The organism is Microbacterium sp. HMH0099, from assembly GCF_049384025.1.
Classification (GTDB): Bacteria; Actinomycetota; Actinomycetes; order Actinomycetales; family Microbacteriaceae; genus Microbacterium.
In genome coordinates this window covers 140,536-160,896 of record NZ_JBMRJR010000003.1, presented here as the reverse complement: position 1 = coordinate 160,896, position 20,361 = coordinate 140,536, and the positions used below count along the sequence as shown (strand labels likewise).

At 71.7% G+C, this 20,361-nt stretch carries 18 protein-coding genes and 1 tRNA gene; 18 read left to right on the top strand and 1 reads right to left on the bottom strand.

All coding sequences use genetic code 11. The annotated features are described in order from the left end of the window. The first annotated feature begins 27 nt into the window (after positions 1-27). Complete coding sequence (fmt, locus tag ACO03V_RS07960) at positions 28-951, top strand: methionyl-tRNA formyltransferase (RefSeq protein ID WP_423137218.1); 924 nt, start codon at positions 28-30, stop codon at positions 949-951. Then, positions 948-2,321 carry an RsmB/NOP family class I SAM-dependent RNA methyltransferase gene (locus ACO03V_RS07955; RefSeq protein ID WP_423137217.1) on the top strand — a complete coding sequence of 458 codons (1,374 nt, stop codon included), beginning with the start codon at positions 948-950 and terminating at the stop codon, positions 2,319-2,321. Before fmt ends, ACO03V_RS07955 begins: the two co-directional genes overlap by 4 nt. 109 nt (positions 2,322-2,430) lie before the next feature. On the opposite strand, the gene ACO03V_RS07950 is transcribed toward ACO03V_RS07955, so the two are convergent. Beyond that, positions 2,431-3,669 carry a hypothetical protein gene (locus ACO03V_RS07950; protein WP_423137216.1) on the bottom strand — a complete coding sequence of 413 codons (1,239 nt, stop codon included), beginning with the start codon at positions 3,667-3,669 and terminating at the stop codon, positions 2,431-2,433. A gap of 139 nt (positions 3,670-3,808) precedes the next feature. Between ACO03V_RS07950 and rpe the strand changes: the two genes are divergently transcribed. The 16 genes from rpe to ACO03V_RS07870 all read left to right on the top strand — a co-directional run bounded on the left by rpe (position 3,809) and on the right by ACO03V_RS07870 (position 20,360). Then, complete coding sequence (gene rpe / locus ACO03V_RS07945; RefSeq protein WP_423137215.1) at positions 3,809-4,480, top strand: ribulose-phosphate 3-epimerase; 672 nt, start codon at positions 3,809-3,811, stop codon at positions 4,478-4,480. A 143-nt stretch (positions 4,481-4,623) separates the two neighbouring features. Next, positions 4,624-4,887 carry a phosphoribosyl-ATP diphosphatase gene (locus ACO03V_RS07940; protein WP_367726795.1) on the top strand — a complete coding sequence of 88 codons (264 nt, stop codon included), beginning with the start codon at positions 4,624-4,626 and terminating at the stop codon, positions 4,885-4,887. 46 nt (positions 4,888-4,933) lie between these two features. Further along, positions 4,934-5,776, top strand: coding sequence for an ATP phosphoribosyltransferase (hisG, locus tag ACO03V_RS07935; protein WP_423137214.1), 843 nt, complete (start codon positions 4,934-4,936; stop codon positions 5,774-5,776). Continuing rightward, positions 5,776-6,540: an imidazole glycerol phosphate synthase subunit HisF gene (hisF, locus tag ACO03V_RS07930; RefSeq protein WP_423137213.1), complete on the top strand. Its 765-nt coding sequence runs from the start codon at positions 5,776-5,778 to the stop codon at positions 6,538-6,540. The genes hisG and hisF overlap by 1 nt, the downstream gene beginning before the upstream one ends. Then, on the top strand, positions 6,537-6,884 hold the full coding sequence (gene hisI, locus ACO03V_RS07925) for a phosphoribosyl-AMP cyclohydrolase (protein ID WP_367726792.1): 348 nt from the start codon (positions 6,537-6,539) through the stop codon (positions 6,882-6,884). The genes hisF and hisI overlap by 4 nt, the downstream gene beginning before the upstream one ends. Beyond that, on the top strand, positions 6,884-7,474 hold the full coding sequence (locus tag ACO03V_RS07920; RefSeq protein WP_423137212.1) for a Trp biosynthesis-associated membrane protein: 591 nt from the start codon (positions 6,884-6,886) through the stop codon (positions 7,472-7,474). The genes hisI and ACO03V_RS07920 overlap by 1 nt, the downstream gene beginning before the upstream one ends. 279 nt (positions 7,475-7,753) lie before the next feature. Then, complete coding sequence (locus tag ACO03V_RS07915; RefSeq protein WP_367726790.1) at positions 7,754-7,984, top strand: DUF6704 family protein; 231 nt, start codon at positions 7,754-7,756, stop codon at positions 7,982-7,984. A 2-nt stretch (positions 7,985-7,986) separates the two neighbouring features. Continuing rightward, positions 7,987-8,763, top strand: coding sequence for an indole-3-glycerol phosphate synthase TrpC (gene trpC / locus ACO03V_RS07910; protein WP_423137211.1), 777 nt, complete (start codon positions 7,987-7,989; stop codon positions 8,761-8,763). 2 nt (positions 8,764-8,765) lie between these two features. Beyond that, a complete protein-coding gene (trpB, locus tag ACO03V_RS07905) occupies positions 8,766-10,091 on the top strand; it encodes a tryptophan synthase subunit beta (RefSeq protein ID WP_367727593.1) in 1,326 nt (441 codons plus the stop codon). After that, positions 10,088-10,879: a tryptophan synthase subunit alpha gene (gene trpA / locus ACO03V_RS07900; protein ID WP_367726788.1), complete on the top strand. Its 792-nt coding sequence runs from the start codon at positions 10,088-10,090 to the stop codon at positions 10,877-10,879. The genes trpB and trpA overlap by 4 nt, the downstream gene beginning before the upstream one ends. A 10-nt stretch (positions 10,880-10,889) precedes the next feature. After that, the gene (gene lgt, locus ACO03V_RS07895) at positions 10,890-11,894 is read left to right on the top strand and encodes a prolipoprotein diacylglyceryl transferase (RefSeq protein WP_367726787.1); all 1,005 of its coding nucleotides are present in this window, start codon (positions 10,890-10,892) and stop codon (positions 11,892-11,894) included. A 58-nt stretch (positions 11,895-11,952) separates the two neighbouring features. After that, entirely contained in the window at positions 11,953-16,533 is a 4,581-nt protein-coding gene (gene gltB / locus ACO03V_RS07890; RefSeq protein WP_423137210.1) for a glutamate synthase large subunit, read from the top strand. After that, positions 16,526-17,992, top strand: a complete 1,467-nt coding sequence (locus ACO03V_RS07885) for a glutamate synthase subunit beta (RefSeq protein ID WP_367726785.1) — start codon at positions 16,526-16,528, stop codon at positions 17,990-17,992. Before gltB ends, ACO03V_RS07885 begins: the two co-directional genes overlap by 8 nt. A 53-nt stretch (positions 17,993-18,045) precedes the next feature. Next, positions 18,046-19,497: a pyruvate kinase gene (gene pyk / locus ACO03V_RS07880; protein WP_367726784.1), complete on the top strand. Its 1,452-nt coding sequence runs from the start codon at positions 18,046-18,048 to the stop codon at positions 19,495-19,497. Between the two features lie 80 nt (positions 19,498-19,577). Further along, positions 19,578-19,658: transfer RNA gene (locus tag ACO03V_RS07875), tRNA-Leu, on the top strand. A gap of 81 nt (positions 19,659-19,739) precedes the next feature. Next, positions 19,740-20,360: an ANTAR domain-containing response regulator gene (locus ACO03V_RS07870; protein ID WP_367726783.1), complete on the top strand. Its 621-nt coding sequence runs from the start codon at positions 19,740-19,742 to the stop codon at positions 20,358-20,360. The last annotated feature ends 1 nt before the right edge of the window (position 20,361 follow it).

The following is a 20,361-nucleotide window of genomic DNA, read 5'->3' as shown; positions in this document are numbered from 1 at the left end:
CCCGCACCCGACCGCGTGAGGAGAACCATGCGCCTCGTCTTCGCCGGCACCCCCGCCGTCGCCGTCCCGTCGCTGCGCGCCCTGGCCGACGGGCCGCATGAGATCGCCGCGGTCGTCACGCGCACGGACGCACCGCTCGGCCGCAAGCGGGTCCTGACGCCGTCGCCGGTGGCGCAGGCGGCGAGCGATCTGGGCCTGCACGTGGTCAAGGCCGACCGCCTCGATGCGGACGTCACCGCGCGCCTGGCCGCGCTCGAGCCGGACCTCGGCGTCATCGTCGCGTACGGCGGGCTCGTCCGCGAGCCGCTGCTCTCGACCCCCGTCCACGGGTGGATCAACCTGCACTTCTCCCTGCTCCCGCGCTGGCGCGGCGCCGCCCCGGTGCAGCGGGCGCTCATCGCGGGCGACACCGTGACGGGCGCGAGCGTCTTCCAGCTCGTCGCGGCGCTCGACGCCGGCGACGTGTTCGCCGAGGAGCGGTACGACGTCCCCGCCGGGGCGACCTCCGCGGACGTGCTGGACGCCCTCGCCGAGGTGGGCGCGCCGCTGCTGGCCCGTGTCGTGGACGGCATCGCGGACGGGACCGCCGTCGCCGTCCCACAGGAGGGCGAGCCCACGGTCGCCCCGAAGCTCACCCTGACCGACGGCCGGCTGGACTTCTCGGCGGATGCCGCGTCCCTCCTCGCCCGGATCGCGGGCGTGACCCCGGAGCCCGGTGCGCACACGACCCTCGACGGCGCCCGCGTGAAGGTGCTGCGGGCGGCGCCCGCGGACCCGGCGGCGCCCCCGGTGGATCCCGGACGGGTGGTGGCATCCGGTCGGTCCGTCCTCGTCGGAACCGGGACGTCGCCGCTGCACCTCCGCACGGTCCAGCCGGCCGGCAAGGGCGCCATGGACGCGGGCGACTGGCTGCGGGGGCTCCGCACGAGCGACGTGGTGTTCGGATCATGACCGTGGTCCAGGGCGCGCGCGCCGTCGCCTACGAGGTGCTGCGCGCCGTCACCGACGACGAGGCCTACGCCAACCTGCTCCTGCCCCACGCGATCGCGCGGGCGGGACTGGATGCCAAGGACGCCGGCCTCGCCACCGAGCTCACCTACGGCACCCTCCGTCGCCGCGGGACCTACGACGCGATCATCGCCGTCGCCGCCGACCGCGGCGTCGACCGCATCGACCCGCCCGTACTCGACGCGCTGCGGCTCGGCGTCCACCAGCTGCTGTCCACCCGTGTCGCCTCCCACGCGGCCGTGAACGAGTCGGTCGAACTGGCGCGCCGCCACGGTGGCGGACGCGGGGCCGCGGGCTTCGCCAACGCCGTCCTGCGCCGGGTCTCGCGCGAGACGCCGGGCCACTGGCTCGAACGCGCCGCCGCCGCCGCGCGCAGCGACGACGAGCGCACCGGCGTGACCACCTCGCACCCCGTCTGGATCGTGCGGGCGCTGCGCCGGGCCCTCGCCGCCGAGGGGCGCGCAGACGAGCTCGACGCCCTGCTCGAGGCCGACAACGTCGCGCCCCGGGTCGCCATGATCGCGCTGCCGGGCCTGGCCGAGCCGCCCGCCGACGCTCGCGCGACCCCGTACGCGCCGACCGCGTTCACGACGTCCGGGGGCGATCCCGAAACCCTCATCACCGCGTCCGACGGGCGGATCCGCGTCCAGGACGAGGGCTCGCAGCTCGCCGCCCTCGCCCTGACCCGGGCGCTCCCGGTGCGCGCGGGGGAGCGGTGGCTCGACCTGTGCGCGGGTCCCGGCGGCAAGACGGCGCTCCTGGCCGCGGAGGCGCTGGCGAACGGGGCGCACCTGGATGCCAACGAGATCAGCCCCGCCCGAGCCGGACTGGTGCGGCGGGCCGTGGCATCCCTCCCCCTCCCGGTCGAGGTGAGCGAGGAGGACGGGCGCGACCGCGCGGCGCGGGCCCCGGGGGAGTACGACCGGATCCTCGTCGACGCGCCGTGCACGGGGATCGGGGCGCTGCGGCGCCGGCCCGAGGCGCGCTGGCGGAAGACGCCGGCCGACGTGCCGGACCTCACGGCGCTGCAGCGCGAGCTGGTGCTCGCCGGGTTCGCCGCGCTCGCCCCCGGCGGGGTCCTCGCATTCGTGACGTGCTCGCCGCATCTCGCCGAGACCGCGGGCGTGCTGGCGGAGGTGAAGCGGGAGCTCGGCGAGGCGGCCGAGGAGCTCGACGCGCGGGAAGTCGTCCGCGGCGTCGTCCGCGACGACATCGACCTTCCGGACCAGGCCGACGGCTCGCTGCGCGCGCAGCTGTGGCCGCACCGGCACGGCACGGACGCGATGTCGATCGCCCTGCTGCGCAAGCGCTGACCCGCCCGCCCGCGGCGCGGACCGCGGGCGAGATCACCCGGGGATTCGCCCCTCGGGAGCGGCGGGTGAGACCGGGGCGACGGCGTCGCGCCGCCCCGGTACCGCGGTTTCAGTCCCAGCGCACCACGGGCGGGTCGACGGCGAAGTCGACGATGGCCGAGCCCAGGCTCGGGTTCAGGGTGAAGCGGCATCCCGACATGCGCACCCCGTCTTTCTCGCAGTCCGCGGTGAGGTCGACGCGGCCGATGATGCCCGTGCTCATCTGCAACGGTGCTCCGTACGTCGAGATCGGCTCGAGGTTCGCCAGGCGCGTCGCGGCCTCGCCCCCGAGGGTCCGCGTCACGGTGCCGTCGATGACCTTGGTGCCGTCGTCCAGCACCGCGCGGATGTCGACCCCGCACCCCGCCTGCAGAGCGGTCGATGCGAGGCAGGCGTTCACCGCGTCGGTGACGGCCGTCCGGAAGCGTTGCAGCCCGTCCGGGCTGAGCACCGCCTCGACGCCGGAGAGGGTCTGCCAGTCCGCGTCTCGGAGGGTCACGGTCGTCGGACCGGCGAGCGCGAAGAGGGGCGAGTCCGTCGTGATCTCGTACGTTCCGGGGAAGGCGTGCACGCTGTCGCCGGTGACGGCCTGTCCGTTGATCGCCAACGGCAGACTGTCCACCGACCCGGGGAGGCTGAGGGTCGCGGGGCTGCCGACACCCCACTTCTCGTCCTCCCCCCAGGCGTCGACGGGGAAGGTCGTCTGCTGCCGACTCTCGCCGATCGAGAAGGTGACCGGGACGTGCCCGGTGTATCCCGACAGGACGGGCTCGCCGATCTCGATGTCACCGACGGGAGCCAACTGACGCGACTTCTCGAGGACGTCGTCCGTCAGCAGAACGGTGTCGGAGGGGAGGGACGACAGCTGCGCCAGAGCCGTCTCGGCATCCGCCTCGGCCACCGCCTCCAGATAGGTGCGGACCACGTCGGCCGCCGAGGCGCTCGAAGAGTCCGCGAGCCCCGGCGTCGTCGTGCCACGGGGCAGGACCGCGAGCCCGATGACCAGCGCCACGACGGCGAGGACGCCGACACCGCCGAGCGAGAGGCCGACGATGGCACCGGTCCGGAGGCGGCGGGGCCGAGACGGTCCCGGCGGGCCGACGTGCTCCGAGCGGAGCGCGCGCGGATCCGTGTGTCGGGCGCCGGCATCGATCCCCGGGTCGGTGGCCTCGGGTGCGAGGGGCGCGGCAGCCGCGGAGAGGGGGACCCACCGCTGCGTGGCGTCGTCCCAGGCATGGCCGTTGGCGGTCCACCGCCCGAGGCTCTCGTTCCACTGCGGTGCCGGGGAGTTCTGGTCACCTGTCGTCATCGTTACCTCCATCGGTCGAGATCTCGACGGTAGGACCGCGTCGATCCCGGAGATCGCGGGGACGGCCGCCGCCGCCGCGGGTGAATAGCGGCACACCCGGCGCACACGGGCGACCCGCCTCGGCGCGGATAATGGGCGGGTGCCCACCGACGCCCCGCGCATCAACCCCAGCATCCTGGCCGCCGACTTCGTGAACATGGAGGCCGAGCTCGCGCGCATCGCGGGAGCGGACTTCGTCCACGTCGACGTGATGGACAACCACTTCGTCCCCAACCTCACGTTCGGGCCGCAGATGGTGGGGCGCATCCAGGACAGCAGTCCCGTTCCGCTCGACGTGCACCTCATGATTGACGACCCCGACCGGTGGGCTCCGGAGTACGCCGAGCTGGGCGCCGCCTCCGTCACCTTCCACCTCGAGGCGGCGGCATCCCCGGTCGCCCTCGCCCGCCAGCTGCGCTCGATCGGCGCGCGCGCGGGCGTGGCGGTCAAGCCGGCCACCCCCGTCGAGAGCCTGTTCGACGTGCTCAACGAGTTCGACCAGATCCTCGTCATGACGGTCGAGCCGGGCTTCGGGGGTCAGTCGTTCATGCCCGAGACGATGCCGAAGCTCCGCACGCTCGCGGATGAGGCGCGGCGGCGCGGGGCGCGCGTCTGGCTGCAGGTCGACGGCGGCATCGGCGAGTCCACGATCGCCCAGGCCGCGGAGGCGGGGGCAGACACCTTCGTCGCCGGGTCGGCCGTGTTCGGCGCCGACGACCCCGATCGCGCCATCCGGTCCCTCCGCGCCGCCGCCGCCCGCCACCACCACTGACCCGCCGCGCGGCCCGCCGGTAAACGCTCCCTGCGCCGAGAAACGCCGGGTGCGGGCGTTCCTCGGTGCGGGAAGCGTTTCTCGGACCGGTGGCGGCGGGCCCGGCGACAGCCCCACCCCCGGCGACCCGATAGCCTGGAGGGGTGAAGACCTTCGACGACCTGTTCGCGGAACTCAGCGCCAAGGCCGTCGACCGACCCGCCGGATCCGGCACCGTCGCCCAGCTGGACGCGGGCGTGCACGCGATCGGCAAGAAGATCGTCGAAGAGGCCGCCGAGGTGTGGATGGCCGCGGAGTACGAGTCCGATGCGGCCGCGGCCGAGGAGATCTCGCAGCTGCTGTACCACCTGCAGACGCTGATGATCGCGAAGGGCCTGTCGCTCGAGGACGTCTACCGACATCTCTGAGCCGCCCGCCGCCACCCCCCGCTCGACCAACACGAAAGCCCCCGTCATGCTGCGTATCGCCGTGCCGAACAAGGGGTCGCTCGCCGAGACCGCCGCCGAGATGCTCTCGGAGGCCGGGTACACCGGACGTCGCGACTCCAAGGACCTCTACACCGTCGACCCCGTCAACGAGGTCGAGTTCTTCTACCTCCGCCCCCGCGACATCGCGACTTACGTCGGCTCGGGCGCCCTCGACGTCGGCATCACCGGCCGGGACCTGCTCCTGGATGCCAGGATGCCCGGCGCGCGCGAGGTCGAGTCGCTCGGCTTCGCCGGCTCCACGTTCCGCTTCGCCGGTCGCCCCGGCCGCTTCTCCGACGTCGCCGACCTGCAGGGCCTGCGTGTGGCCACCGCCTACCCGGGCCTCGTGGACGCGTTCCTCGACGAGCGCGGCATCGCCGTGGACATCGTCCCGCTGGACGGCGCCGTCGAGTCCGCCGTGCAGCTCGGCGTCGCCGACGCCGTCGCGGACGTCGTCTCCACCGGCACCACGCTGCGCCAGGCGGGGCTGGAGATCTTCGGTCCCGTGCTCCTGGAGTCGGATGCCGTCCTCATCTCGGGCCCGAACGAGGCCGAGGGCACCGAGACGCTGCTGCGCCGCCTGCGCGGCGTGCTCGCCGCCCGCAAGTACGTGCTCGTCGACTACGACCTGCCCGCCCACCTGGTCGAGCAGGCGATCGCCGTCGCCCCGGGCCTGGAGTCGCCGACGATCTCGCCGCTCCGTGACCCCGATTGGGTGGCCGTCCGCGTCATGAGCCCGCGCCGCGACGTGAACCGCGTCATGGACGAGCTGTACGCCATCGGCGCCCGCGCCATCCTCGTCACCGAGATCCTCGCCGCGAGGCTCTGATGACGCTCGCCCGCCGCATCATCCCGTGCCTCGACGTCGCGGCCGGTCGCGTCGTGAAGGGCGTGAACTTCCTCGACCTGCGCGACATGGGCGACCCGGTCGAGCTGGCGAAGCTCTACTTCGACCAGGGCGCGGACGAGATCACCTTCCTCGACGTCACCGCGACGGTGGACGAGCGTGCCACGACGTACGACGTGGTCCGCCGGACCGCCGAGCAGGTCTTCATCCCGCTGACCGTCGGCGGGGGCGTCCGCTCCACCGACGACGTCGCCCGTCTCCTCGCGGTCGGCGCCGACAAGATCGGCGTGAACTCCGCCGCGATCGCCCGGCCGCAGCTCGTGGACGAGATCGCGGACCGTTTCGGCGCGCAGGTGATCGTCCTCTCGCTGGACGTCAAGCGGGCGGCATCCACCCCGTCCGGCTTCGTCGTGACGACGCACGGCGGTCGCACAGAGACGACGCTCGACGCCCTCGAGTGGGCGCGCGAGGCCGTCGAGCGCGGCGCGGGGGAGCTGCTGGTCAACTCCATCGACGCCGACGGCACCAAGCAGGGCTTCGACCTGGAGCTGGTCCGGCTCATGCGCCAGGTGGCCGCGGTCCCCGTGATCGCCTCGGGCGGCGCGGGCGCGCTGGAGCACTTCGCCCCGGCCGTGCAGGCGGGTGCGGACGCGGTGCTCGCGGCATCCGTGTTCCACTCCGGTCAGCTGACCGTCCCCCAGGTCAAGGACGCCATGGCCGCCGAGGGGATCGAGGTCCGCCGATGAACGCCGACGCCGTCGCGAAGGTGACGTACGACGCGAACGGCCTCGTCGCCGCCGTCGTCCAGCAGTTCGACACGCGCGAGGTGCTGATGGTCGGGTGGATGGATGCCGAGGCCCTCAGCCGCACGCTGACCACCGGTCGCGTGACGTTCTGGTCCCGCTCCCGTCAGGAGTACTGGCGCAAGGGCGACACGTCCGGGCACATCCAGCTCGTCAAGGGCGCTCGCGTGGACTGCGACGGCGACACCCTGCTCATCGAGGTGGACCAGGTCGGCGCCGCGTGCCACACCGGGACGCGGACCTGCTTCGACACGGTCGACCTCGAGCCGGTCGTGGGGGAGCGCTGATGCGCCGGGGCCGGTCCGTCGCGGTCCTCGCGATGCTGCTGGCCGGCGCCCTCGGGGTGATCTCGTCCACGCAGACGTGGATGGACGTCGTCCTCGCCGACGGGGCGCAGCAGAGCCTGTCCGTCCCCGGGTCGGACGCGCTGCCGGTGCTCACGCCGCTCAGCCTCGCGGCGCTCGCGCTCGGCGCCGCCCTGTCGATCGTCGGGCCGGTCCTGCGCTACGTGTTCGGCGTGCTGGGTCTCGCGATCGCCGCGATCGTCGGCGTCTCGACGGCGCAGATCCTCTTCACGGCCCCCGTGTCGGCGACGGCCGCGACGGTCACCGAGGCGACCGGGATCTCGGGACTGGATGCCGTCGCCGACCTCGTCGCGGACATCTCGCTGACCCCGTGGCCCGCGCTGACGCTCGTCGTGCAGGTGCTGCTGGCCGTCGCCGCGGTCTTCACACTCGTGACGGCGCGGCGGTGGCGCTCCGGCGCCGGGCGGAAGTACCGCACCGAGACCGCGACGGCGGCGGACGGGACGTCTCGCCCGCACGACGCGATCGACTCGTGGGACGACCTGTCCCGCGGCGACGATCCGACCGCCTGACCCGCGCCGCGCGTCGCCTCCGACACCACCGCGTCCGCGGCATCCGTCGCGCGGTGGCATCTGTGGCCGGTAAACGCTCCGGCGTGGGGGAAACGCCGTGACGCGGCGTTTCCCCCACGAGCGAGCGTTTACCGGGTGCCCTGCACCCGCGGGCATGCCGGATCCGGATCGTTCGACGTCGCGATAACACCGGCCCGGCGGGCGCGGGGCCCGCGGCGCCGCTTCGGTAGACTGGGACGACGCTTGTACCCGCGCTGCGGCGCGACCTGAAGGAGATCCATGAGCAACCCCATCGGCGATCCCGGCCACGGACACTCGCCCGCCGCCTGGACGGCCGTGATCATCATGCTCGTCGCATTCACGCTCGGCACGCTGTTCTTCTGGCTGAACATGCCGGTGCTCGTGTGGGCGTCGGTGGGTCTCCTCGTCGTCGGCGCGCTCGTCGGTCTCATCATGACCAAGGCCGGGTACGGCGCGAACGGCGCCAAGGCGAACCCGAAGGCGCACTGACCGTGCTGGCCGATCTGACGGCCGGAGCAGTCGAGGACGCCGAGGAGCGCGCGCGCACGCGGCCCCTCGCCGAGGTGGAGCGCGACGCCCTCGCGCAGACGCCGGCGCGAGACGCCCTCGCGATGCTCGCCCCCGCCGACCGCGTCAAGGTCATCGCCGAGGTCAAGCGCGCCAGCCCGTCGCGCGGCGACCTCGCCGCCATCCCGGACCCGGCCCGTCAGGCGCGCCTGTACGAGGAGGGCGGGGCCTCCGCGATCTCGGTGCTGACCGAGGGCCGCAAGTTCAAGGGCAGCCTCGCCGACCTCGAGGCCGTGCGGGCAGCGGTGTCCGTGCCGGTGCTGCGCAAGGACTTCATCGCCACGCCGTACCAAGTGCTGGAGGCGCGCGCCTCGGGCGCCGATCTGGTGCTGTTGATCGTCGCCGCGCTCGACCAGAAGACGCTCACCGAGCTGTACGGGCTGGTGACCGACCTCGGCATGACCGCCCTCGTCGAGACCCACTCGGCCGACGAGCTCGAGCGCGCGTCCGAGCTGGGCGCGAAGCTCATCGGCGTCAACGCCCGCAACCTGTCGACCTTCGAGCTCGACCGCGACCTGTTCGGCACGCTCGCCGACCGCTTCCCGGCCGACGCCGTCAAGATCGCCGAGTCGGCCGTGCTCGCCCCGGCCGACGTCGCCCATTACCGCGCCGCCGGCGCCGACGTGGTGCTCGTGGGGGAGGCGCTCGTCACGGGCGACCCCGTCGCGACACTGCGCGCCTTCCTCCAGGAGTCCGCATGACCATCAGCCTGCGCGAGCAGAAGGGCCCCTTCTTCGGGGACTTCGGCGGCCGCTACATGCCCGAGTCGCTGATCGCCGCGATCGACGAGCTCACCGAGGTGTACGAGTCGGCCATGGCCGACCCGGAGTTCCACGCCGAGCTGCGCGCGCTGCTGCACGACTACGCCGGCCGCCCGTCGGTGCTGACCGAGGTGCCGCGGTTCGCCGCCCACGCCGGGGGCGCGCGCGTGTTCCTCAAGCGCGAGGACCTCAACCACACCGGCTCGCACAAGATCAACAACGTGCTGGGCCAGGCGCTGCTCACCAAGCGCCTCGGCAAGACGCGCGTCATCGCCGAGACCGGCGCGGGCCAGCACGGCGTGGCCACCGCGACGGCGGCCGCGCTGTTCGGCCTCGAGTGCGTCGTCTACATGGGCGAGGTCGACACCGAGCGCCAGGCGCTCAACGTCGCCCGCATGCGCCTGCTCGGCGCCGAGGTCGTGCCGGTCACGACCGGGTCGCGCACGCTGAAGGACGCCATCAACGAGGCCTACCGCGACTGGGTCGCCTCGGTCGAGACGACGAACTACGTCTTCGGCACGGCGGCGGGTCCGCACCCGTTCCCGGCGATGGTCCGCGACTTCCAGAAGATCATCGGCGAGGAGACCCGCGCGCAGTTCCTCGAGCGGCTCGGCCGTCTCCCCGACGCGGTGTTCGCCTGCGTCGGCGGCGGCTCGAACGCGATCGGGATGTTCGACGCGTTCCTCGACGACGAGGGCGTGGCCCTGTACGGCGTCGAGGCGGCCGGCGACGGCGTGGACACGCCCAAGCACGCGGCATCCATCGGCCGGGGCCGTCCGGGCGTGCTGCACGGCGCGCGCACCTACGTGCTGCAGGACGAGGACGGGCAGACCACCGAGTCGCACTCGATCTCCGCCGGCCTCGACTACCCGGGCGTCGGACCCGAGCACGCGTGGCTCGCCGACATCGGCCGGGCCCAGTACATCCCCGCCACCGACGACGAGGCCATGCAGGCGCTCCGTCTGCTCTCGCGCACCGAGGGGATCATCCCCGCGATCGAGTCGGCCCACGCCCTGGCCGGTGCCCTGCGCATCGGCAAGGAGCTCGGGCCGGATGCTGTCATCGCGGTCAACCTGTCCGGTCGCGGCGACAAGGACATGGACACCGCCGCCCGCTACTTCGACCTGTACGACGCGGCGCACGCGCCCGAGACCCCCGACGGCCCCGCGCAGACGGCGGCCGCGGGAGCCGTGGCATCCGCTCCCGGCTCGCCCGTGGACGTCGTCCCGGCGCCCGACGCGGCCAGCGGCGCCGGAGTCGAGCTGTGAGCTCGCGCGTCTCGGCGGCCATCGACGCCGCCCATGCCGAGGGCCGCGGCGCGTTCGTCGGCTACCTCCCCGCGGGGTACCCCGACGTCGCCACGAGCATCGAAGCCGTCGTCGCCCTGGCGGAGGCCGGTGCGGACGTCATCGAGCTGGGCCCGCCCTACAGCGACCCGGTGATGGACGGCATCGTGATCCAGGAGGCGACGCAGACGGCGCTGGCCAACGGCTTCCGCATGCGCGACCTCTTCACGATCATCCGCGAGGTCACCGCGCGCACCGACGTCCCCGTGCTCGTCATGACCTACTGGAACCTCGTCGTGCAGTACGGCGTCGAGCGGTACGCCGACGAGCTGCTCGCCGCCGGCGGCGCCGGGCTGATCACGCCGGACATCACGCCCGACGCGGCCGACGAGTGGATCGCCGCGAGCGAGAGCCGCGGCCTGGACCGCGTGTTCCTCGCCGCCCCGACATCGACCGACGAGCGCCTCGAGATGATCGTCCGCGAGTCCCGCGGGTTCGTGTACACGGTGTCGACGATGGGCATCACGGGGGAGCGGGCGGAGTTGGATGCCGCCGCCCGGCGCCTCGTGGAGCGCCTGCGCACCCACGGCGCCGAGCACGCGTGCGTGGGCATCGGGATCTCCAACGCCGCCCAGGTGGCCGGCGTCGTCGAGTACGCCGACGGGGCCATCGTCGGGACGGCGCTGGTCAAGGCCCTTCGCGACGGCGGTGTGGACGGGCTGCGCGCTCTGGCGGGCGAGCTGTCCGCCGGCACCGCGCGGCGCGCCTAAACTCGTTCCCATGACGTTCGCCCTCCCGAGCGCCGCCTCCGGCGTGCTCGCCAGCATCCCGAGTCCGTCGATCTCGTACGTCGACCTCGGCCCCCTGCGCATCCACTTCTACGCCCTGTGCATCGTCGCGGGCATCATCGTGGCGCTCTTCCTCACCAACGCGCGCCTGACGCGTCGCGGCGCGGAGAAGTGGGTCGTCATCGACATCTGCCTGCTGGCGGTGCCCCTGGCGATCGTCGTCGCGCGGATCTACCACGTCCTCACGCACGCCGGGTACTACTTCGGTCCGGGCTCGAACCCCTGGAACCCCTTCGAGCCGGGCTCGGTCTGGGCGATCTGGGAGGGCGGCATCGCCATCTACGGCGCGCTCATCGGCGGCGCCATCGGCGCGTACCTCGGCTGCAAGTGGACCGGCATCCGGTTCTGGACCTTCGCCGACGCGGTCGCGCCGGGTCTGATCATCGCGCAGGCCATGGGCCGCTTCGGCAACTGGTTCAACCAGGAGCTGTTCGGACAGCCGACGGACCTGCCGTGGGGCCTGGAGATCGACGCGAACAACCCGGCCGTCCCCGTCGGGCTGCCATCGGGCACACTTTTCCAGCCGACTTTCCTCTACGAGGTCATCTGGAACCTGCTCGGCGCCGCCGTCATCCTGTACGTCGGCAAGCGCTTCGGCCTGCAGTGGGGACGCCTGTTCGGCGTGTACCTCGTCTGGTACTCCGCGGGCCGCATCGTCTGGGAATCCATCCGCATCGACCCGAGCGACATCATCCTCGGCCTGCGCACCAACGTGTGGGCCGCGATCATCGGCGTCGTCCTCGGTCTGGCGATCATCGTCGTCCAGAAGCGACGCCACCCGGGTCTGGAGCCCTCGCCGTACGTGCCCGGGCGCGAAGCCAAGGGCAGCGGGGCTGTAGACTCAACCGACCCCTCTGACTTCGTCGACGTGAGCGAGCCGCCCGCGACGAACGACCGCGTCGAGACCAGCGCCACAAGCAGCTCCTCGACGAAATGACTCCACTGGGCCGACGTCGTCCCATCCCCAGCAGCAGCAGCAAGTGAGGACGGTTGGTATGGCTTCCTCGAGCCTCCGTTCCGGCGCCGTCGGTGGCGCATTCCCCGCCCGTCAGGGCATGTACGACCCGTCGTTCGAGAAGGACGCCTGCGGTCTGGCGATGGTCGCGACCCTCCGGGGCGAGGCCGGCCACGACATCATCGACCTCGCGCTGACGGCGCTCCGCAACCTCGAGCACCGCGGTGCCATCGGCTCGGACGCGGGCACCGGCGACGGTGCCGGCATCCTCACGCAGATGCCGGACGCGTTCCTCCGGGCGGTCGTCGACTTCGACCTGCCGCCGGTGGGGGAGTACGCCGCGGGCATGGTCTTCCTGCCCCTCGGACACGACGAGCGCGCCGCGCAGAAGGCCGGGATCGAGCGCATCGCCCGTAGCGAGAACCTCGAGGTCCTCGGCTGGCGCGAGGTGCCGGTCGAGCCCGAGAACCTCGGCAAGCTGGCCTTCGAGGCCCGCCCCGCCTTCGAGCAGCTGTTCGTCTCGCACCCGGCCGTCGGCGACCAGCCGGCCCTGTCGGGCATCGCGCTGGACCGCCGCGTCTTCCGCCTGCGCAAGCGCGCCCGCAACGAGCTCGACGCCTACTTCGTCTCCCTGTCCAGCCGCACGCTCGGCTACAAGGGCATGGTCACGACGTTGCAGCTCGAGCCGTTCTACCCCGACCTCCAGGACGAGCGTTTCGCGTCCGAGCTGGCCGTGGTGCACTCGCGCTACTCGACGAACACGTTCCCGTCGTGGCCGCTGGCCCAGCCGCTGCGCATGCTCGCGCACAACGGCGAGATCAACACCGTCAAGGGCAACCGCAACTGGATGCGGGCGCGGCAGTCGCAGCTGGAGTCCGAGCTCATCGGCGACATCCAGCCGCTGCTGCCCATCTGCACCGAGGGCGCGAGCGACTCGGCCTCGTTCGACGAGGTGCTGGAGCTCCTGACCCTCACCGGCCGCAGCCTGCCCCACGCCATCATGATGATGGTCCCCGAGGCGTACGAGAAGCAGGCGACGATCCCCGCCGACCTCCGTGCCTTCTACGACTACCACTCCATGCAGATGGAGCCCTGGGACGGTCCGGCCGCGCTCATCTTCACCGACGGCACCCTCGTGGGCGCGACGCTGGACCGCAACGGTCTGCGTCCCGGCCGCTGGACCGAGACGACCGACGGCCTCGTGGTCATCGGCTCCGAGACCGGCGTGCTGGACTTCGCGCCCGAGCGCATCAAGCGCCGCGGGCGCCTGCAGCCGGGCCGCATGTTCCTCGTCGACACCGCCGAAGGCCGCATCGTCGAGGACGAGGAGATCAAGGCGCAGCTTGCCGCCGCCGAGCCGTGGCAGGAGTGGCTCGACAAGGGCCGCGTCAAGCTCAGCGAGCTGCCGGAGCGCGAGCACATCGTGCACCCCATCGCCTCGATCACGCGCCGTCAGCGCACCTTCGGCTACACCGAGGAGGAGGTGCGCATCCTCCTTACGCCCATGGGACAGAACGGCACCGAGCCCCTCGGGGCCATGGGCAGCGATGCGCCCGTCGCCGTGCTCAGCGAGCGCCCGCGCCTGCTGTTCGACTACTTCCTGCAGCAATTCGCCCAGGTGACGAACCCGCCGCTGGACTCCATCCGCGAGGAGGTCGTGACCTCGCTCTCGCTCGGCCTGGGTCCGGAGCGCAACCTCCTGGACTGGGGCCCGGAGCACACCCGCACGGTGACGCTCGACTTCCCGGTGATCGACAACGACGAGCTCGCGAAGATCCAGCACATCGACACCGCCCTGCCCGGGCGGTCGTCGGTCACGATCCGCGGTCTCTACCGTGTCGAGGCCGGTCACAAAGGCCTGCAGAAGCGCCTCACGCAGATGTGCAACGAGGTCGACCACGCGATCGAGGACGGCGCCGAGTTCATCGTGCTCAGCGACCGCGACTCGAACAAGGACCTCGCGCCCATCCCGTCGCTGCTCATGCTCGCCGCGGTGCACCACCACCTCATCCGCAAGCAGACCCGCATGAAGGTCGGCCTCGTGGTCGAGGCGGGCGACGTGCGCGAGGTGCACCACATCGCGACCCTGATCGGGTACGGCGCCTCGGCGGTCAACCCGTACCTGGCGATGGAGACGGTCGAGTACCTCGTCCGCGCCGGCTACATCACCAACGTGACCCCCGAGAAGGCGGTCAAGAACCTCATCTACGCGCTCGGCAAGGGCGTGCTCAAGATCATGTCGAAGATGGGCATCTCGACGGTGTCGTCCTACGCGGGCGCGCAGGTGTTCGAGGCCGTCGGACTCTCGCAGGAGTTCGTCGACGCGTACTTCACGGGTACCGAGACCAAGCTCGGCGGCGTCGGCCTCGACGTCATCGCTGCCGAGAACGCGGCCCGGCACGAGTACGCCTACCCGGAGGACGGCGCGGCCCGCGCGCACGAGCGTCTCTGGACCGGCGGCGAGTACCAGTGGCGCCGCGACGGCGCCCCGCACCTGTTCAACCCGGACACCGTGTTCCGCCTGCAGCACGCCACGCGCGAGCGCCGGTACGACATCTTCCGCGAGTACACCGCCCTCATCGACGACCAGGCGCACGAGCTCAAGACGCTCCGCGGCCTCTTCGAGCTGCGCAGCGGCCAGCGTCCGCCCGTGCCGATCGACGAGGTGGAGCCCGTCTCCGCGATCGTCAAGCGCTTCTCCACCGGCGCGATGAGCTACGGCTCCATCTCGCAGGAGGCGCACGAGGTCCTCGCGGTCGCGATGAACCAGCTCGGCGGCAAATCGAACACCGGTGAGGGCGGCGAGGACGTCGACCGCCTGCTCGACCCGACGCGTCGCAGTGCGATCAAGCAGGTGGCATCCGGTCGTTTCGGCGTGACGAGCCTTTACCTCACCGAGGCGGACGACATCCAGATCAAGCTCGCCCAGGGCGCCAAGCCCGGCGAGGGCGGCCAGCTGCCCCCGACGAAGGTGTACCCGTGGGTCGCGCGGACGCGTCACGCCACGGCCGGCGTCGGCCTGATCTCGCCGCCGCCGCACCACGACATCTACTCCATCGAAGACCTCAAGCAGCTGATCTTCGACCTCAAGCGCGCCAACCCGAAGGCCCGCATCCACACCAAGCTCGTCAGCCAGTCGGGCATCGGTGCGGTCGCGGCCGGCGTCGCCAAGGCGCTCAGCGACGTCATCCTCGTCTCCGGTCAGGACGGCGGCACGGGCGCGAGCCCGATGAACTCGCTGAAGCACGCCGGCACCCCCTGGGAGCTGGGCCTGGCCGAGACGCAGCAGACGCTCATGCTCAACGGCATGCGCGACCGCGTCGTCGTGCAGGTCGACGGGCAGATGAAGACCGGCCGCGACGTCATCATCGGGGCGCTGCTGGGCGCCGAGGAGTTCGGCTTCGCCACCGCCCCGCTCGTCGTGTCGGGCTGCATCATGATGCGCGTGTGCCACCTCGACACGTGCCCGGTGGGTGTCGCGACGCAGAACCCCGTCCTGCGCTCGCGCTTCACCGGCAAGGCCGAGTACATCGTGAACTTCATGGAGTTCATTGCCCAGGAGGTGCGCGAGTACCTCGCCGCCCTCGGCTTCCGCTCCATCGACGAGATCGTCGGCCACAGCGAGCTGCTGGACGTCAACGGCGCGGTCGAGCACTGGAAGGCGCGGGGTCTCAACCTCGCCCCGATCCTCGAGGGCCCGCGCTTCGCCGACGACGAGCCGCGTCGCCACGGCCGCGACCAGGACCACGAGCTGGACGAGCACTTCGACGTGCAGCTCATCGAGCGCGCGCAGGACGTCATCGCCCACGGCGGGCAGCTGACGATCGAGCTGCCGGTCCGCAACACCGCTCGCGCGGTCGGGACCATGCTCGGCCACCACGTCACGAAGGCGCGGGGCGAGCACGGCCTGCCCGACGGCTCCATCGACATCCGGCTCACCGGGTCCGCGGGGCAGTCGTTCGGTGCGTTCATGCCCGCGGGCATCACGCTGCGCCTCGAGGGCGACTCCAACGACTACGTCGGCAAGGGCCTCTCGGGCGGCAAGATCGTCGTGCGCCCGTCGCGCGGATCGACCTTCGCGGCGTCCGAGAACGTCATCGCCGGGAACGTCATCGGCTACGGAGCCACCCAGGGGCAGATGTTCCTGAACGGCGTCGTGGGCGAGCGCTTCCTCGTCCGCAACTCCGGGGCCACCGCGGTGGTCGAGGGCGTCGGCGACCACGCGCTCGAGTACATGACCGGTGGTCTGGCCGTCATCCTCGGCACCACCGGCCGCAACCTCGGCGCGGGCATGTCCGGCGGACAGGCATACGTCTACAAGCTCGACACCGACCTGGTGAACCGCGAGGCCGTGGCATCCGGCGAGCTCGTCCTCGGCACCCTCGGATCGGGGGATGCCGAGATCCTGCGCGACCTGCTCGAGAAGCACGTCGCCGAAACCGACTCCACGCTCGCCCGTCGTCTGCTCGACGACTTCGAGGCCGAGGTGGACAACTTCGTCCGGGTCCTGCCGCGCGACTACGCCGCGGTGCTGCAGACCCGCCAGGAGGCGGTCGACCAGGGGCTGGACCCCGACGGCGACGTCGTCTGGACGCGCATTCTGGAGGTGACGGGTGGCTGACCCGAAGGGCTTTCTCAAGACCACGGAGCGCGAGCTCCCGAAGCGTCGGCCGGTGCCGGTGCGCATCATGGACTGGAAAGAGGTGTACGAGCCGGGTGACTCGGCCGTCATCAAGCGCCAGGCCGGACGCTGCATGGACTGCGGCATCCCGTTCTGCCACAAGGGCTGCCCGCTCGGGAACCTGATCCCCGAGTGGAACGACCTCACCTGGCGCGGGGAGGGGCGCTCGGCGATCGAGCGTCTGCACGCGACGAACAACTTCCCGGAGTTCACGGGCCGCCTGTGCCCGGCGCCGTGCGAGAGCTCGTGCGTGCTGGGCATCAACCAGCCCGCCGTGACGATCAAGCAGGTCGAAGTCTCGATCATCGACGAGGCGTTCGCCAACGGCTGGGTCGAGCCCGAGCCGCCGCAGCGCCTCACGGGCAAGACGGTGGCGGTCGTCGGCTCCGGCCCCGCGGGCCTGGCCGCCGCCCAGCAGCTGACGCGCGCCGGCCACACGGTGGCGGTGTACGAGCGCGACGACCGCATCGGCGGCCTGATGCGCTACGGCATCCCGGACTTCAAGATGGAGAAGCGCCACCTCGAGCTCCGCCTGCGGCAGATGCAGGCCGAGGGCACCCGCTTCCGCGCGGGCGTCGAGATCGGCCGCGACATCACCTGGAGCGACCTGCGCGCGCGCTACGACGCGGTCGTGGTCGCCACGGGCGCCACCGTCCCGCGCGACCTGGCCATCCCCGGTCGCGACCTCGACGGCGTCCACTACGCCATGGAGTACCTCATCGAGGGCAACAAGGCGGTCGCGGGCGACCAGATCCCGCAGCAGATCTCCGCCGAGGGCAAGCACGTCGTCGTCATCGGCGGCGGCGACACCGGCGCGGACTGCATCGGCACGGCGCACCGTCAGGGCGCGCTCAGCGTCACGAACCTCGCCATCGGCGTGCAGCCGCCGTCCGAGCGTCCGGCCCACCAGCCGTGGCCGATGATGCCGAACCTGTTCGAGGTCGCGTCGGCGCACGAGGAGGGCGGGGAGCGCACGTACCTGGCGTCCACCGTCGAGTTCCTCGGCAACGCCGCGGGCGAGGTCCGGGCCCTGCGCGTAGCCGAGACGGAGTACGTCGACGGCCGTCGCGTGCCCAAGAGCGGCACCGAGCGGGAGATCCCCGCCGACCTCGTGCTGATCGCGATGGGCTTCACCGGGCCCGAGCGCACGCACCTCGAGGACCAGCTGGGCGCCCGCTTCACCGACCGCGGGAACGTCGAGCGCGACCAGACGTACGCGACGTCGGCTCCGGGCGTGTTCGTCGCCGGCGACGCGGGCCGCGGCCAGTCCCTCATCGTGTGGGCCATCGCCGAGGGCCGTGCGGCCGCCGCCGAGGTCGACACCTACCTGATGGGCGAGACGGTGCTGCCCGCGCCGGTCCGCCCGACCGATGTCGCCATCGGCCTGCTGCCCGCCTAAGCTGGCAAGGGCCGATCGGCCACTACCCGAATCCTCACGGAGCTTGTAAACGGATGAGACGCGCCAAGATCGTCGCAACACTCGGGCCCGCCACGTCGTCGTACGAGATGGTTCGCGCCATCATCGACGCCGGTGTGGACGTCGCCCGCCTCAACCTGAGCCACGGAGACTACTCCGTGCACGACGCCAACTTCGCCAATGTGCGCAAGGCGGCAGAGGACGCCGGCCGGCCGGTCGCCGCCCTCGTCGACCTGCAGGGGCCCAAGATCCGCCTCGGCAAGTTCGAGAACGGCCCGCACGACCTCCTCCCCGGCGACATCTTCAAGATCACCGTCGAGGACATCCTCGGCACCAAGGAGATCGTCGGCACCACCTTCAAGGGCCTGCCGCAGGACGTCCGCCCCGGCGACTTCCTGCTGATCGACGACGGCAAGGTCCGCGTCCGCGTCGTGGAGACCGACGGCACCGTCGTCACCACCGAGGTCGTCGTGGGCGGCCCGGTGTCCAACAACAAGGGCATCAACCTCCCCGGTGTCGCGGTCAACGTCCCCGCGCTCAGCGAGAAGGACGAGGCCGACCTGCGCTGGGGCCTGAAGGCCGGCGCCGATCTCATCGCTCTCTCCTTCGTCCGGGATGCCTCGGACATCGAGCGGGTGCACGAGATCATGGCGGAGGAGGGGCGCTACGTCCCCGTCATCGCCAAGATCGAGAAGCCGCAGGCGGTCGACAACCTCGAGGAGATCATCGACGCCTTCGACGGCATCATGGTCGCCCGCGGCGACCTCGGCGTCGAGCTGCCGCTGGAGGCCGTGCCGATCGTGCAGAAGCGCGCGGTCGAGCTGGCCCGCCGCATGGCCAAGCCGGTCATCGTCGCGACCCAGATGCTCGAGACGATGATCTCGAACCCGGTGCCGACCCGCGCCGAGACCAGCGACGTCGCGAACGCGGTGCTCGACGGTGCCGACGCGGTCATGCTCTCTGGTGAGACCAGCGTGGGCGCCTACCCGGTGGGCGTCGTCGAGACCATGGCCCGCATCGTCGCCTCCACGGAGGAGCACGGCCTGGACCGCATCCTCCCGCTGACCAACAAGCCGCGCACCCAGGGTGGCGCGATCACCCTCGCCGCGGTCGAGGTCGCCGACTTCGTCGAGGCCAAGTACCTCTGCGTCTTCACCGAGTCGGGCGATTCGGCGCGCCGCATGTCGCGCCTGCGCTCGACGATCCCGATGATCGCGTTCACGCCCGAGCCCGGCATCCGCCGCCGCCTGGCGCTGACGTGGGGCGTGCGCTCGACGCTCGTCGAGCACGTGTCGCACACCGACAAGATGTTCCTCCAGGTGGACGACTACCTCCTGTCGAACGACCTCGCGAAGGTCGGCGACAAGGTCGTCGTCATCTCCGGGTCCCCTCCCGGGATCGCCGGCTCGACCAACGACCTGCGCGTCCACCGCGTGGGCGACGCCGTGCACGGCGCGGCTCCGGGCTACCAGGAGGAAGGCGTCTGACCTTCGACGCCGCGCACCCTCCGCCGGTGCGCGGCCCACGGCGCCCCTCGACCCTGCGTTAGGGTCGAGGGGCGCACTCAGCCGGTGTGGCGGAATGGCAGACGCGGGGCACTCAAAATGCTCTGTCGAGAGACGTGTGGGTTCGAGTCCCACCACCGGTACGATGACGGCACGAACCGTCAGCCCTATCGCACCCCGGGCATCCCGGGGGTTCGCGCTCTCGCAGTCTTAGGATGGTTCACGTGACTGATCAAGAAGCCGCACCGGCGTCCGCGCCCACCGCACCCCGCCGCGTCGTCGTCGCGGAAGACGAGTCGTTGATCCGACTCGACATCGTCGAGATCCTCCGCGACAACGGCTTCGACGTCGTCGGCGAGGCCGGCGACGGGGAGACCGCGGTCCAGCTCGCCACGGAGCTGCGCCCCGACCTCGTCATCATGGACGTCAAGATGCCTCAGCTCGACGGCATCAGCGCCGCCGAGAAGCTCAGCAAGAACCACATCGCCCCCGTCGTGCTGCTGACCGCGTTCAGCCAGAAGGAGCTCGTCGAGCGCGCGAGCGAGGCGGGCGCCCTGGCGTACGTCGTCAAGCCGTTCACGCCGAACGACCTGCTCCCGGCGATCGAGATCGCCCTCGCCCGCTACGAGCAGATCATCACGCTCGAGGCGGAGGTCGCCGACATGGTCGAGCGCTTCGAGACCCGCAAGCTCGTCGACCGCGCCAAGGGCCTGCTCAACGAGAAGATGGGCCTGTCCGAGCCGGAGGCCTTCCGCTGGATCCAGAAGGCGTCGATGGACCGTCGTCTGACGATGCAGGACGTGGCCAAGGCCATCATCGAGCAGCTCGCCCCAAAGAAGGGCTGAG